General features: G+C 31.1%; 16 protein-coding genes. 2 read left to right on the top strand and 14 right to left on the bottom strand.

The genetic code is table 11. The features are described from left to right. Positions 1-158: 158 nt before the first annotated feature. The 13 genes from L323_RS35010 to L323_RS41965 all read right to left on the bottom strand — a co-directional run bounded on the left by L323_RS35010 (position 159) and on the right by L323_RS41965 (position 12351). Positions 159-1157 carry a hypothetical protein gene (locus tag L323_RS35010; protein ID WP_020816344.1) on the bottom strand — a complete coding sequence of 333 codons (999 nt, stop codon included), beginning with the start codon at positions 1155-1157 and terminating at the stop codon, positions 159-161. A 5-nt stretch (positions 1158-1162) separates the two neighbouring features. Continuing rightward, positions 1163-1321: a hypothetical protein gene (locus tag L323_RS41425; RefSeq protein ID WP_020816343.1), complete on the bottom strand. Its 159-nt coding sequence runs from the start codon at positions 1319-1321 to the stop codon at positions 1163-1165. Beyond that, positions 1314-2186 (bottom strand): hypothetical protein, encoded by an 873-nt coding sequence (locus L323_RS35005; protein ID WP_020816342.1) that lies wholly within the window; start codon positions 2184-2186, stop codon positions 1314-1316. The genes L323_RS41425 and L323_RS35005 overlap by 8 nt, the downstream gene beginning before the upstream one ends. Positions 2187-2321: 135 nt before the next feature. After that, complete coding sequence (locus L323_RS35000; protein ID WP_020816341.1) at positions 2322-3497, bottom strand: hypothetical protein; 1176 nt, start codon at positions 3495-3497, stop codon at positions 2322-2324. A gap of 69 nt (positions 3498-3566) precedes the next feature. Then, on the bottom strand, positions 3567-4538 hold the full coding sequence (locus tag L323_RS34995) for an ATP-binding protein (RefSeq protein WP_020816340.1): 972 nt from the start codon (positions 4536-4538) through the stop codon (positions 3567-3569). Continuing rightward, positions 4535-6454 (bottom strand): DDE-type integrase/transposase/recombinase, encoded by a 1920-nt coding sequence (locus tag L323_RS34990; protein WP_020816339.1) that lies wholly within the window; start codon positions 6452-6454, stop codon positions 4535-4537. Before L323_RS34990 ends, L323_RS34995 begins: the two co-directional genes overlap by 4 nt. Further along, complete coding sequence (locus L323_RS40595) at positions 6436-7113, bottom strand: TnsA endonuclease N-terminal domain-containing protein (RefSeq protein WP_020816338.1); 678 nt, start codon at positions 7111-7113, stop codon at positions 6436-6438. The genes L323_RS34990 and L323_RS40595 overlap by 19 nt, the downstream gene beginning before the upstream one ends. 899 nt (positions 7114-8012) lie before the next feature. Beyond that, the gene (locus L323_RS34985) at positions 8013-8909 is read right to left on the bottom strand and encodes a permease (protein WP_020816337.1); all 897 of its coding nucleotides are present in this window, start codon (positions 8907-8909) and stop codon (positions 8013-8015) included. Beyond that, complete coding sequence (locus L323_RS34980; protein WP_020816336.1) at positions 8902-9939, bottom strand: DUF362 domain-containing protein; 1038 nt, start codon at positions 9937-9939, stop codon at positions 8902-8904. Before L323_RS34980 ends, L323_RS34985 begins: the two co-directional genes overlap by 8 nt. 310 nt (positions 9940-10249) lie before the next feature. Beyond that, on the bottom strand, positions 10250-10378 hold the full coding sequence (locus L323_RS42140; RefSeq protein ID WP_431602535.1) for a transposase domain-containing protein: 129 nt from the start codon (positions 10376-10378) through the stop codon (positions 10250-10252). A gap of 88 nt (positions 10379-10466) precedes the next feature. Further along, positions 10467-11474 (bottom strand): hypothetical protein, encoded by a 1008-nt coding sequence (locus tag L323_RS34975; RefSeq protein WP_020816335.1) that lies wholly within the window; start codon positions 11472-11474, stop codon positions 10467-10469. 37 nt (positions 11475-11511) lie between these two features. Next, complete coding sequence (locus tag L323_RS34970) at positions 11512-12042, bottom strand: phosphatase PAP2 family protein (protein WP_020816334.1); 531 nt, start codon at positions 12040-12042, stop codon at positions 11512-11514. A 180-nt stretch (positions 12043-12222) separates the two neighbouring features. After that, entirely contained in the window at positions 12223-12351 is a 129-nt protein-coding gene (locus L323_RS41965) for a hypothetical protein (RefSeq protein ID WP_020816333.1), read from the bottom strand. Positions 12352-12699: 348 nt separating this feature from the next. Between L323_RS41965 and L323_RS34960 the strand changes: the two genes are divergently transcribed. Both L323_RS34960 and L323_RS34955 read left to right on the top strand, forming a co-directional pair. After that, positions 12700-13386 (top strand): cytochrome c biogenesis CcdA family protein, encoded by a 687-nt coding sequence (locus L323_RS34960; RefSeq protein ID WP_020816332.1) that lies wholly within the window; start codon positions 12700-12702, stop codon positions 13384-13386. A gap of 24 nt (positions 13387-13410) precedes the next feature. Next, complete coding sequence (locus L323_RS34955; protein WP_020816331.1) at positions 13411-13971, top strand: TlpA family protein disulfide reductase; 561 nt, start codon at positions 13411-13413, stop codon at positions 13969-13971. 52 nt (positions 13972-14023) lie between these two features. Here L323_RS34955 and L323_RS34950 read toward each other — a convergent pair whose 3' ends face one another. Then, on the bottom strand, positions 14024-14623 hold the full coding sequence (locus L323_RS34950; RefSeq protein ID WP_020816330.1) for an HAD family hydrolase: 600 nt from the start codon (positions 14621-14623) through the stop codon (positions 14024-14026). Between the last annotated feature and the right edge of the window lie 237 nt (positions 14624-14860).

Below are 14860 nucleotides of genomic sequence, written 5' to 3'. Positions count from 1 at the left end.
TAATCCTGCTTTAATTATTTAAGTAAAACTTGCAACAAGTCTGCTATGTAAACATAAATATTTAACTGAAACTTGCAATATCTTTGTTTATTTAAGTCAATCTTGCAATAAGTCTGCTATACTAGCTAGTTAAAGTAAAACTTTCAACATGTTTATATTTACATAACAATCTTTGTCGCTGTACCGTTAAAGTTTATATTTGATTTTTGATTTTTTAGATCATAATTGACTTCAATAATTCCATTACCAAAGCTGTTCGTATTAATATCTGCGGTACAATATATATCTTCAATAAAATTTGAGTACTTTTTTATTGAATTCATTCTTGGTAGTTTTTTATCGCAAAAAACAGTTGAACAGCCTATTTCAGATTTGATTTCATTATCTAAAATATTCACCAAATTACTTGAATTATCACTTCCATGATGTGGTATTTTTATATAGTTATATACAGATGGGATTTCTTCATCTTCTTGTTCTTGTATAATTGCTTCAATAGTTTGTTTTTCCATATCTCCAGAAAATAAAAAATTTAATCTATTTTCTCTTCTAATAATCTCAATAATAATACCTATTGATAATTTATTTATATTTTCATTTTCTAATCCTGCTTGAACATTTCCTATATTCGGATATGGAGAAATACAGCGTATTTGCATTTTTTCTATTATATCTTTTCCTTTAGTAAAAACTACTTCTTGTAATACTTCGGGAAAATGTCCTAATGGATTAATGCTCCACCTATTTTCTAATTTTTTATATTTATTTTTAGTAGATATATATGTAATTAAGGAATCGCATATTTTTGAATACTTAGGTAATTTACAATTTAAGATTTCAGCCGTAATGATTTTAGTATTTTTGTTACACCTTTTTGAAATTATATTTTCTAATCCTATTGAATGATCATCGTGAGGATGAGTCCAAATCAACATATCTAATTTTCTTTTTTTATGAATTTTATCTAGTATATCTAATGTTTGATTAATATTATCCTTTTCATAAGAGTCTATAACCAATAAATATAATATTTTTTCTTCTGGCATTTTTGAGTATAATACAAAGATGCAACTTTCACCTTCTTTTTCATAACCAACTAAATAAACTGAAATATATAAGTCATTTATATCATCTAATATAAAATCTTTTCGTTTCATAAAATTTAACCTTCTTTATTAAATCTCAGTATTTTGTTTACATTTTTAATTGTATTATCTGTTTTTTTATTAGTTTCTTTAGACTCTTTACTAGGTGTAAAATCATATTTTGTATTTGTATTTTTATGGATTAAAGTACTTGGTTCAAAATTATACTTATTCATTTATATTAAACCCTCCTAATACTTTATTTGTATTTCCTAGTACTAAATCTTCTGCAAAAGAACCCGTTATATGATTCATGAAAATTTGAAAAGCAATATTATTTAATTCTATAAATTTTAACTTTGTATCATTGGCATCATAATTTTCTAAACATTCATATGACATAGTAATATTTAAATTTCCTTCATAAACTTCTTTTTTCTTATCATTGTAATTAATATTTCCATTCTGTACTGATTTATAAATTTTTACTATGTTTTCACCATACATTAAATAACTTTTGTTTTCTAAAGATGATTGTTTTACGTCTTCTCCCTTACGCCCTAAAGTATAAGTTATATCACCAAACATACTTTTTACAAAACATTGATATATCATATATAAAGAATTACAAATTATATTATCTTTTTTATTTAATGTTATCCTCACAATTTCAAAATAATTAATACGAAAAAAGCATGAAAGTATTTCCCTTATCATATCAATTTTTTCACTTAACTTGTGCGCTGATTTATAGTTTAACTTAATAATTATAAACAATCTAGAGATAGAAATCTCTTCACTTTCATCTTTTGAAACAAATCTCAATACAGTTTCCTTTTCTATCAATCTTTTTTGAGAAGTTATAGTTATTCCATCTGGCCTTCTTTCACTTAAATCTTCAACCTCACAAGGATATAACTCGGTTTCCATTAAAGTATATAAATTTGATGGAAATAAACTTTTTAAACAACTTTGTATATAATCTAAATCTAAACTTGTAACTCCAGTTATATCAACTATTAATTGTACAGTATCATAAATATTTGCTTTTATCTGTTCTGGTTTAATTGTATTTTTTTTTATATTTAATTTACGTCTCAAATCATCTCTCCATTCACTATAACTCTATTAAAAGTATATCAAAAAAAATTAAAAGGGTCACTAATATATTACATTTTTTCATAAAATTTATCTCTACCGTTCTTTGTATTTTATAGTTTACTAAGCTGTAATTTTTTAAACACATTCATAAACTTTAAACACATCATTTTCTAATGTAACAACATACTGCGGAATTTTCAAATCATATTCATACCAAAGTGGGTTATTCTCATACGTTAGATAAAATTGCTCTTGAATTTGCTTATACACCAAATCTGCTATTCGTTGAAATAGCAGTGTATAAATATAATGATATCTTATGGGACTATGAGTGAGAATTTCTTCTTCTAAATTGCTTAAATCAATGTAATAAGCCATATTTTCATAATTTTTATCATAAGACCAGACTCTTTTTAATCGGTAAAAATTTTCATCATTTACTGAACACAAAAACGCACTTGCTGTGAGAAATGATATATATTTATTGCCTTCTTCACTTAAAATATTTTGATTGTACCTGAGATTGAAACTTATTTTATGTATTTCTTTTTCAGGAATATCAACTAATATTTTTTGTACATAATCATATATTGCAAAATATACTGAAGGAAATAAACCAGTTTGATATCTAAACAAGTTAAAATTACTGAGATAATAAGAGCGATAATGCTTTAATAATTTTTCAAATTCTATATCATTTTCCTGCATAGGCACTTCAAAAACTGGAATTTGAGTATTTCCTCCAAACATAATCGAGAAAAGTAATCTATTTGTACTTTCATTCATTCTAGATACTTTAGGGAATTTGTATTTCTTATAGTTTGGATCAATAACTTTTATGCAATCAGGAAGTTCAAAATGTAAATTATTTATTTCAGAGAGTAAAAAGTTTCTGTTTAAAGTAATATCTTTTATTGTGGGTATAACATCTATTTCTTTATATGGTTTTCTCTGCGAAAAAAACAATGCATAATTCTTCTTATCAACTTTAATTAAAGCCTGATTTTTATGAATAAAACAATTCTCCATGAATTTAAGCTGATGGAACATACTGTGATAGCCATATTCCATACATTTAGGACAATAGTATAAGCCTTCATTTATATATGTTTCCAACTTGTTTACAGATAAACACTTCAGTACAGCAAAATTATTTTCTGTGATATTAAAAATCTTATTTATATCTCTAGTAGATAATGCTGTACATCTAAATACATGATAATGTTTAAATTCATGTAACCACTTAGTCGTTGGAGCTACTTTATTACATATGTTTTTTTGAAACTCAGCTTCTGTCATACCATTTAACATACAGAATTTCTCAACCAGACTCCATAATGATTCATAAGGTCTATATAAATATCTCTCCAAGTATAAGACTTATCCAACATTGTTAAATGTACCAACACTTTCGGCAGATACAAAACCAGCCTTGATTATTGATTTCTCCCATTCGCTTTTGCTGGGCATATATATCTTCTTTTCGTAAACACCATAATATTTAATACAATTAATAATTGTATCCATGAAGAATTTCATAGGGATATCAGCATCCATAATATTATACTTTGCTGTAACCTCTATAAACGCATCCCAAATATCATCTATAAAACTTGTCATAGAATACCCATCACTATATGCTAATGGAAAGAATATCTTTGATAATATAATATCTCCTGAATATCCTTTTATATTAAATGGCTTATCTAAACTGGCCAGACATATCTGCATGTCGGCTTTAGTCTGAATACCTTTAAAATTAAACTCGTCCACCATAAAACGTCCTACAATTTGTGCTTTCTTTGCTCTTACAAATACATTTTTTAGCTGTTTTAACTCATTTGAGCCAACGAGGAAAACAGTAAATAAAATATCTGACTGATTTAGATTATTATAAATATCAATTAGCCAAATAAAATCCTTTTCTGTCAGCAAATAAGCTTCATCAATAAACAAAACAACTCTTCTATATTTAGTGTCCATAGCGTCAATAATCATGCGGTTTATAAGGCGTTCTTTCATTTGTGAAGCAGTACCTTTATGTGCATCAATATGTCCTACCGCTTTAAGTAACTCAGAATAAAGTACCTTATCTGTAACTGTATGGCTTGTTGCATTATAAACATAGATTGGAAGTTCTTCTCCAAATTTCTTACGTAAATTATCTGATATGTATTTAATAGCTCTTGTCTTTCCGATACGGGGTCTGCCATAAATAATAGCACCGCAATTACTGCGTGACACCCATTCTTCAACTACCTTTTTTAAATCTAATATCTGCTTTGTCGGTATTGTATAATTTATAGAAAATAGGTATCTTTCTAACTCAAGAATATCAATTTCATCTATCATATGTTAAGTAACCCCTTTTCGTAAGCTTCTTCTATAGACATTGAATCTATAAGTTTCATTTGTTCTTTTGTAAAACTTTTTGAATTATGCTTCTTTATATCAGTTACAGTAGCAAGTTTACGTTCCGTTTTACTCTGTTCTATTAAGGTTGGAGTACCTTTTTCTTTACGTATGATATCTGCTTTTGTTCTCGCACGCCTACTTTCAATTGCTTTTTCTTTATACTCTTCTTCAAGTTTATCCAGAAAAGGAGTAAACGGTGAATTTAAAGCTTTATTTTCATTCTTTCTCTTTAATGCTGCTTCTCTTGTTTTTAATGAATGTGGTCTTCTACCCCACTCACCTGCTGCTGTTAAGACTCCAATTTCTTCACCAGAGATATTGTACGCTTTAACATAACTAACATCATCTGGATTGACACTAATGATTATTTTTTTGTTAATCAAGTCCATACAAAGGCTTACTCCATCACTGTGATACTCAATTCCCATATAATTGATATATGGTCGTTTACCTCTGTTATAGCCACCTCTTACAGTTCTTTCTATGACTATATTTGTAAGTTCTTTAACAACTTCAATAATTTCTGAATTTACTTTACATGGAATCATATATGCGTCTTGAATTTTACTCTTCATTACCTGTAAAGGAGTTCTATTTTCTAATGCAGTATGACAGCTATTATTATATTCTGCAATTAAATATTCTGTAATTTCAGCAATCTCATCATATGTAATCTTATATTTTACAGATTCTTTATCAGGATCATTTCTTTTATTATCATAAATATTGCTACCTGTTGTTGATGGGAGTTTATGATAACCTCCTCTTTCAAGTGTACCAAAGAATCTTTCTATTATACCTCTGGTTTCTGGTGTAGCAACTGAACCAAAGTTTATTGCACATTTTAAATCACAAGTAATTTTTCTTACTACATCCTTTGCAAGATGAGACTTTGCATTATCCAGCATTACTGTATCAAATATAGCCCATTTAGCTTCTGGAATGGCATCAGAAGGGAAACCACCATTTTCAGGATATCCAAGTCCATTTAAAGTAAATTCTACTTTTTCATGTGGCATTATGGCATTTTTTAGAGCTTTTAATACATCTGTTTGATTGTAATTTTCGTTTGGAGTAAGTGAATATCCTAGAATACATCTGGTTGCTACATCAATAATAGCTATAAGCCATACACGAGTGGCTGGCATCCTAACTATATTACCCTCTTTATCTTCAACTTCTACAGAATAAAGCATATCAATTTTGTGACCGTCTATTTGTACAACTTGGTATGGAGCAATAGGATCTGAATTGTATTTTTTACCATAACCAGTAGAATAGAATTTTTGAATTACGTTTTTATTTTCCCTTTTTATAGTTTTATTTGGATTTTCGTTTTTTAACTGTTTAATATACTTTATAAGTGAAATATAACCTCTATTAGTTGTATTAAACGGATATTCATATTCCATTAAACCAAGTCTAGTGCATTCCGAAAGAAATTTTTTATGTAAAGTTTTAAGATTCATATTCTTTTCAAGTGTATAATCATAATCTCCAAAATAGTTTCCAACTATATATTTCTGTAAAGATGGATATTGTGAAAGAAGCTTTTTGAAGTTGCCATTAAATTTTTGTGTATTCTTCCACATAAGTAAAGCATTATAACCATACATAATTCCATTCTCATCACTTTTTATACAACGCTCTACTAAACGCTTTATTCTAGTACGATTTACACCTGTTTCCTCTGTGATGATTTTAATACCATAGCCATCTATATACATATCTACAGCTTTTTTTTTATTTTCAAAAATAAATCTTTCATCATCAGTCATTTTAGTTGTAAGAACTTTATCCCAATTGTCTCTTGCTAATCTTATCTCTACTAGATTTAATGATTTATTTGCCATAATGATACCTCCATTTTACCATCAATAGGTCTAGTAGCTATATCCATAGTAATTATACCTTCATAATATAAATAGCTTATATAATCCATTTCATGCCCAATTGGAAGTATTTCAAATTTAACCATATCAGATATAGTGATTTTTTTAGTTGCTTTTAAAGTGTTTAATACTAATGAACGATAAAAATTATCTTCTAAAGGGATATATCTCCTTGATTTGGCTGCTAGATATTCAAGATTTTTAATATAAAATCTACCTGCATATATATCCTTATCTGTACGGATAATATGACTGATTTTGTTTTCTTCACACCATAACTTTTGTCTACGTATCTGTTCTTTTGAACGTGATGACTTTTCATCTATTTCATTTAGTTCATTTAAATATTTGATTTCCTGCATTTCTTCTCTTTTATCACTGTAAAGTACCCAAAAATCAAATATCGCCTTTTTGGGTTTATCTTCAAGTATAATTTCTATTTCTAAAGGCTGTTCACAAAACTTACCCACAAAAGGATTCATTTCAAGAGTAAGAAAATTTGCATATTCCAAAGACGAAAATAACTTTACAATCCTTTTAAGTTTTCTACTATATACCTCAAAATAGTTATTTCCGTAGTGTGTCGCTCTAGTCATATCAACAGGTTTATCAAAATTCATTATACTCACCCTTATGTACAGCAAACTTATTGCTAAAATTACTTAATTAATCCTACTTATTGCTTGTTTTACTTTAATTTTCCAATATATTGTAACATACACTTAAATATAAATAAAGTGATTTTGACAACATCTTTTATAAATGATGCCTAAACCACTTTATATTACTTGATTATTTGTAACAAGCTTGTTGCAAGTTTTAGTTTAATGGACATGACACAAACATATATCCGATTTTAATACAATGATCCTACCAAGGATTTTTATGCTTCAATCTCTGACACAAAGATTATACCTATTTTTTACATGGCAGTACTTTCGTGTCATAAAAATATGTATTTATTATATTCATTTTTTACTTAATAATAGTATACCAAAGTTTTAAATTATAATGTCGTATCTATTCCACCAATGTAATTCTATTAAGTCATCATTTTGATATTTAATTATGTAGAACGGAATACTTTCATATTTTATACCCAAATAAGGAACATCTGATCCAGACTTTAAATACTTCTTACAATGTTCAATTAAATTAATTAAATTAAAGAAATGATTAACTAAAATAATAGAAATAACTCTGTTAAATATCCATTTATAATTTTTGAGGAATTCATAAACAAAGCAATTCGATACATTTAACTAATGTTTACCCAACGCCTCTATATGTTTATTACCATAAAAATCGCAGGATACAAGACTTGATATAATTTAAATTTTTTGGTGTTATGGAAGCATAAAGTTAATAAAATATGTATTAACTATCATTTGCAGTAAGCCTATAAAAACATCCAGTTTGATATATAGATATATAATGGAAACATCCGTTCGATGGAACATATCAAAAGCCTTTTTGGGTGTTTTTTTGAAAACGCCGTTTGTTCTAGATGCTATTAAATTCAAACATTTAATAAGAATCCAATTAAAAGTGCAAAAATTATAACATATGATAAATACAGCACAAACCGTCGGGTACCCAATACAATTTTCACAGCACCCAAATTGGTTATTTTCGTGGCTGGCCCTGTAATCATGAAAGCGGCTGCAGATCCCATGCTCATACCGTCAAATAGCCACTGCCGCAAAAGCGGTATTGTTCCTCCTCCGCACATGTAAAGCGGAACACCTATTGTGGCTGCCATCAGTACACCGAATCCCTTGTTACTGCCGAATAGATCAGCAAATGCATCTGCTGGTACATATCTCTGAAACAGCGCGGACAATAAAATTCCCATAAGAAAATACAGACCGGTTGCTTTCACATTTCTTCCAAAATTTTTGAGGAAACGTAGTAGAATGTTAGGATCTGTATCATGGCTTTTCATTTCATAAAAACCGCTGAAATTAAAAAATGATTTTTTCCTGTAGAATATGTTTATTAGCAACCCTGCTATAAATCCACATAGTAAGCAGGCGACAATTCGTACAATCAATGCCTTAGTTCCCAATGCTGCACTGTAAATAATCAGCTGAGGATTCAATAAAATCGATGACATCATAAAAGCAGCCATCCAGTCGTCTCTCATACCCTTCTCCGAAAAGGAAGCGGCAATTGGAATCGTTCCATACATGCAAAGCGGAGAGACTATCCCCAGACAACAGGCTAGGAAAATGCCTAATACCCCAAGCCTCTTATTCTGCAAGCCACTAAACAGCCGATGTATCCGTTCCTTACCAAACACCGACACCGCAGACCCTATGATCATACCTAACAGCCAATATGTAAAAATCTGTTCCAGTTGAACACTAAAGTAATAGAATAAATATATAAACTCACGATGCAGTATATCAATCATTAATATTCACCAATTTATAAGTGCGACAACCAAGACCAATTTTCTCTGCATGCTCCAACGTATGTAATCCATTCAAATCTTCAATTCTTCCTCTAAGGGATTCACTACCTTTTGCAGCATATACAAGATCGATACATGCCTGGTCCAACGCTACAGGGTCAGTGGATGCAAGTATTCCAATATCATCAATCTCCGGTTCTGCCGGATTGCCGTTACAGTCACAATCTATGCTAAGATTATTCATCACATTGATGTAAACAATATTCTTTCCGTTTCCCAGGCTGTCAGAAACTGCCTTACCTGCATCACCCATGGATTCCAGAAAGTCATCCTGATTTTCGCCATATATGGTTGAATTATATTTTCCGGCTGTATGGATTAGACATTTTCCTTCGCTCGAACCAAGACCTATGGAAATATTCTTAATAGCCCCTCCAAACCCTGCCATTTCATGTCCTTTAAAATGAGATAATACAAGATAAGATTTATATTTGGAAAAGTGTGATCCTACAAGATCTTCTTTCAGATGGGCTCCCCCTACTACCGGCAGACTCATTGAACCGTCGGCATCCAGAATATCAACCTCTGCAATCGCCGTAAAGCCATGATCCTTCGCAACCTGCATATGCATGGCTGTACTGATTCGGGATCCTCCATACGCTGTATTACATTCCACAATTGTACCCTTGACTGACTGCACCAGTTCTTTAATCAATTTCGGATCCAGATAGTGACTAGCCGGCGGCTCTCCTGTGCTGAGCTTCACTGCAACATCACCTTTCGGTGTCCAGTTCAGCGCATTATAAGCCGCTATCAAACCCTTGGAGCTGATGTCAGTGGTCATATACACGATTGGGGTTTCTCTCTGTGAATGGGTTACTGATGGGGTTGATGATAGGGTTGACGATGAGGTTGATGATGAGGTTACCTCAGCAACTTCACTAACACTGTCCTTAGCATTACTGCATGCTACGAGATAAGGCATCATCACAATGCTTAAAACAATACCTATCATACTTTTAATATTCATATTTCTTATCCTCCACTTTTTCAATACTATAGATCAGAAGCAATATTGAATTTATGAAATTAATCCCAAAATTTACTCTATCATACAAATCTAACCCGAGTCAAGATTGTTATGTAAATTAAGTAATCTATTCCAATATTTGTATAAAACTTTCAAACATGTTGTGGTTTGAGAGCTTAATAAATAGAGCTTTTTAGTGGTTCTAAAGACAATAAAGATATAATTAACTTTCTATCGATGTGCAGTAAATTTGAATAAAGAAAGACAAATAGGCCGAGCTTAAGTTATTTTTACATTCCTTCTGCACTCTTTATGACCAAGGCAACATGTCATCCATAAGCTCAGGATATTTTTTGTATTCCATACCTGGCATATAAAGAAGTAGGTAATATAAATAAGAATAGACATTGAGGTTGTTTGCTTTAGCTGTTTCTACCAAACTGTAAATAATTGCACTTGCATCAGTACCCTTAGGTGTATCGCAAAATAGCCAATTTTTTCGTCCTACTATAAAAAATTATACATAACTAAAAAAAAGCCGCAAATGCGACTTTTTTCTTATAATTATACATTTTTTCATAAACAATTCCTTGAGCTGTATTTTCTCTTACATAAGTATAGCTTTTTGCATATTCTCCGGGCCAGAAATCAGCAGTATCAGAACTGTCATGAAAATCTGAGTTTACAAATATCCAAAACCTACGTCCTTCTCCAAGCAAAGCATCCCATAGTCCGCCAACTTTTGCAGTCATGTAATCAGCACCTCCATATGTTTCAGCCTTAGAATCTGTGCTTGTGTATCCACCTCTTTCCACTTCTTTCTGGTGTCCGGGAAACCCCTCCATACCAAAGCATACATCCGGAGCAGCATTGTTAAAATCACGAATATCTTTAATAGAATACTTTAATTTTCGGGAAGGGTGATTCAGTATAAAATAGCTGGAGTTTTTATAATTTGTTTGAAGCCATTTAGCACCTGCAACTGCATCAGCATGTGTTTTGTTTACCTTTTTAATATTTTCTACAGCCCTGCTTGTGTCCTTATCATTTTCGTCGAACATATATTCAAAATCGCTTATAGGGTTAACACTATTGCCTAATATTGAAACGCTGGCGTGTTCATGAGTAGGGACATTCCATTCTAAACCTTGGAGCAATACTTTATCAGTGTATTGTTTCTGTAATTTCTGAATGATTGGAAAGGAATAATCTTTCAATGTAATCCATCTCCATAGTGAAGTGACTGTTGTATTGTTAGGAATTGTAAACGAGTTGCCCAGCGGATCTCTCGATGAAGTTCCACCATGTTCAGAATTGGCCATCCAATCAAGTCCGTAATTTTTAAAGGCTTTTTGTACTACTTCAATCTGCGTTTTGTTACCATCTGTCAGGTAAGTGTGCGTGTGAAAATCACCTGCTACATATTTCCCATCAAATTTCTGCGAATCAGCAAATGTAATCAAACTTCCAAATCCACATGTAATCATTGTAATTACTAACGTAATCGTAGCGAGTTTCATATTATTTTTTCCCATTTTAAAACTCCTTTCTTTATATTAAATATTTATTGTATTAGTGATTAATTATTATCTGTAAAATTACCGAAGTTAATATGGCAATTGCCATCCCTGCAAGTACATCTGAAGGATAGTGTACACCTAAATAGAGTCTGGAAATAGCAATTATAAGTGCGATAGGAAAACAAATTACTGCCAGTATAGGAAGGTTTAACGCCAATGTTGCAGCAATAGCAAAAGCTGCAGTTGTGTGTCCCGAAGGAAATGAATAATAGTCCAGAGATACATCAAAAGTATTAATATTTGATAAAACATCCTTGGGTCTCAACCGGCAAACACTATTTTTTAATAACTGTACGAATAAGTGACTCAAAGCCAAGGCAAATAATGCCTGAATCCCCATCTTTCTGATTAATCCATTACCCGTTATGGTAATCATTACGCAAGTAGAAATTGTAGTTGTAGCACTACCTAAATAAGTTATCCTTGGCATTACAATATCCAGAACTTTACATCGAATTGAATTATTAAATATTAAAAGTGTATTTAGGTCTGCAACGTATAGTGCTCCTTTTATTCCACTCATTCTATAACCCCCTCTTAATATTGATTTTAATCAATTCCTTTAATGTTTTTAATTATAAAGGGTTAATATTAACACATTATTGAGTTTATGTTATATTTTGTAAATAGCTGCTCCAAAATTCAGCTTTAAATTCGTCCAGTCCATAAGTCTTTCCTCCTTCCCTTTCAATATATATTTCGTTTACACTTTTCCTGCCAAAGCCGAAGTAACCTCCGCAGGAGTTTTTAAATCTGCTGCATAAACTATTCCTGCTGCTCGAACTACTAATACTGACAATGTTACCGCCACAAGTTTTTTATTATTTTTCATATAAAACACTCTCCTCTATAAAATAAGTTTACAATAACTTTATGATCACATAATAATAAGTAATTGTGGCAAAACTTTGACCAAAAGTTCGAATATATTGTGTCAGGTACACAGATTTGTCACAAACAGTTTTTTGACCCATGCTATAATTAGCTTGAAACGGATGGAGTCAATGTAACAATGCAAAGCAGCCTTGGCTAGGGTACAACCGTAACAACGTATCTTCCCTATTTTATATGACGGTATGTATAAACACCTTATTTAAATCAAGTTGTTTAGTATATACCTATATAGGGTATATACTAACAACTTAATAATAGAAAAGTGACTTTACAAAGGAAGGTGATTTTGCTGTCTCCCATATATTATTTTCTAACATTTACAGAGGGAATTTTAACCTTTATTTCACCCTGCTTGCTACCCATGCTGCCTATATATTTTATCTACCTTGCCGGTGGGTCTGAACAAAATATAAATCCCAAAAGCAGATTACTTATAAATTCTATAGGGTTCGTTATAGGATTTTCTTTGGTATTTACTGTACTTGGTGCAACGGCAACCTCTCTGGGCCATTTTCTTTCCAATCACAGAGGCTTACTAGAAAAGATAAGTGGTGCAATAATGATCGTATTTGGTCTGAATTTTATAGGTATACTAAAGATAAGTTTTATAAACGTGGAAAAAAGAATTGATTTTCAATTTAAAAGTCTTCGGTTTATTACATCAATAATTTTTGGTATGGTTTTTGCTTTTGGTTGGTCGCCCTGTCTGAGTTCCTTTCTAGGCTCGGCTCTTGCACTTGCCAGTAACTCAAAGACCATTTTGGAAGGAGTACTTTTACTTCTCTGTTTCTCCATCGGGCTTGGTATTCCGTTTATAATTACTTCAATTATATTTGAGAAGGTAAAAGGAGCTTTCAAGAAAATACAGACACATATCAGAACTATAAATGTTGTTTCAGGAGCACTTCTTATTATTGCAGGTATTTTAGTATTTACCGGCAGCTTTAAATATTTTAGTTATTTTGGTTTATAAAGTATACTAATGGAGGAACGTGTTATGAATAAAAAGGCAACAATTATTATATGGATTATCGCAGCATTTGCAATTATAGCAGCAGCTTACACCTTCTACTCAAAGAATAAATCTCAGACTTTTGTAACACCCCCACAAGATACCGCTTTACAAAGCCAAGCCGCCCAGAGCACTAAAATTATGGCTCCGGATTTCACTTTAAAGGACATTGATGGTAAAACCGTCAAACTCTCTGATTATAAAGGAAAAATTGTTATACTGAATTTTTGGGCAGTCTGGTGTAAATATTGCTTGATTGAAATTCCTGATTTTAATGAACTTGATAAACAATTAGCCAAAGAGAATAATGCTGTAATTCTGGCAGTAGATGTTCAAGAATCTGAAGCTACTGTTAAGAAATATCTTACTTCAAATAATATTGGACTGAAAGTTCTGATGGATACAGACGGTGCTGTTTCAGAGACCTATGGAATTTCGGGATTTCCGACTACTTTTCTTATAAATAAGGATGGTTCTGTATACACCTATATTTCAGGAAAAACGGATAAGGAAACAATACTAAAATTTCTTGACAAAATGGGATAAACAAAGACTAACTTAATCAAGGGCATTGAGGTATTTCTCATTGCCCTTAGATTTATTTATTATGTATCAGCAAATTGGCAAGTTCTTCAAAATTAGCAACGGTTTTTCCTTCGTACTGAACATTTCTGCTATTAAATAGTACGGTGTCCATACCGAGGGATTGTGCAGCCACTAAATTAAATCTTCTGTCATCTACATATATGCAATCAGATGCCGAGTGACCAAGTTTATCAAGAGTAAGCTTAAATATTTGCACATCAGGTTTTTTAATTTTTACGTCACCACTCACTGTTATTGCATCAAAATAATCATTAATTTTAAATTTATCTCGTAAATACCTGCTCCATTCGCTTAAATCGTTTGATAATAATGCTAAATGGTAATGTTTCTTTAAAAGCGGAGCAAATTCGAAAAAAGAATGATTAATTTCTACTGTATCTAAATATTCTTTTTCAATTTTGTCTAAATCCCCTTCAAACCCCAGCTTTCTGAAAAAGTCTAAAGAAGATAATTCACCAACATCAGCTTTATTCCAATGCAGGTATACATCATCGCGGCTTAAATTGGGAAACGTTCGATTTATAAATGGCAAAAGTCCTCCCTCGGGGTCTTTAATAATTACCCCATACATATCCAAAATTAATGCTCTCATACCAAAACCCTTTCACCATTCCATATATTCTTTACCAGAATCCTTACTCTTTTCTTATTAACATTCCCTTCATATATTCTGAATTACTCACAATCTTATCTAAAGCATCCCAAAATTCTAAATCGTACTTCAAATCATCCTCCACCCCTCTCTTCATTATAATCAAATAAAATTTTAACACAGATAAAATTTGTATACTAAAAATTTTTCCTCGAAATATGTATTTTTTTAATATTT

This window comes from Ruminiclostridium papyrosolvens C7 (genome assembly GCF_000421965.1).
Lineage (GTDB): Bacteria > Bacillota > Clostridia > Acetivibrionales > DSM-1351 > Ruminiclostridium > Ruminiclostridium papyrosolvens_A.
Note: the sequence above shows the minus strand (reverse complement) of the source record. Positions and strands in the feature narration are given on the sequence as shown.

What these genes read in the sequence shown, in the direction of transcription:
- L323_RS35010 (WP_020816344.1), bottom strand. Translation starts at nt 1,157, where the DNA reads ATGAAACGAAAAGATTTTATATTAGATGATATAAATGACTTATATATT.
- L323_RS41425 (WP_020816343.1), bottom strand. Translation starts at nt 1,321, where the DNA reads ATGAATAAGTATAATTTTGAACCAAGTACTTTAATCCATAAAAATACA.
- L323_RS35000 (WP_020816341.1), bottom strand. Translation starts at nt 3,497, where the DNA reads ATGTTAAATGGTATGACAGAAGCTGAGTTTCAAAAAAACATATGTAAT.
- L323_RS34995 (WP_020816340.1), bottom strand. Translation starts at nt 4,538, where the DNA reads ATGATAGATGAAATTGATATTCTTGAGTTAGAAAGATACCTATTTTCT.
- L323_RS34990 (WP_020816339.1), bottom strand. Translation starts at nt 6,454, where the DNA reads ATGGCAAATAAATCATTAAATCTAGTAGAGATAAGATTAGCAAGAGAC.
- L323_RS40595 (WP_020816338.1), bottom strand. Translation starts at nt 7,113, where the DNA reads ATGAATTTTGATAAACCTGTTGATATGACTAGAGCGACACACTACGGA.
- L323_RS34985 (WP_020816337.1), bottom strand. Translation starts at nt 8,909, where the DNA reads ATGATTGATATACTGCATCGTGAGTTTATATATTTATTCTATTACTTT.
- L323_RS34980 (WP_020816336.1), bottom strand. Translation starts at nt 9,939, where the DNA reads ATGAATATTAAAAGTATGATAGGTATTGTTTTAAGCATTGTGATGATG.
- L323_RS34975 (WP_020816335.1), bottom strand. Translation starts at nt 11,474, where the DNA reads ATGGGAAAAAATAATATGAAACTCGCTACGATTACGTTAGTAATTACA.
- L323_RS34970 (WP_020816334.1), bottom strand. Translation starts at nt 12,042, where the DNA reads ATGAGTGGAATAAAAGGAGCACTATACGTTGCAGACCTAAATACACTT.
- L323_RS41965 (WP_020816333.1), bottom strand. Translation starts at nt 12,351, where the DNA reads ATGAAAAATAATAAAAAACTTGTGGCGGTAACATTGTCAGTATTAGTA.
- L323_RS34955 (WP_020816331.1), top strand. Translation starts at nt 13,411, where the DNA reads ATGAATAAAAAGGCAACAATTATTATATGGATTATCGCAGCATTTGCA.
- L323_RS34950 (WP_020816330.1), bottom strand. Translation starts at nt 14,623, where the DNA reads ATGAGAGCATTAATTTTGGATATGTATGGGGTAATTATTAAAGACCCC.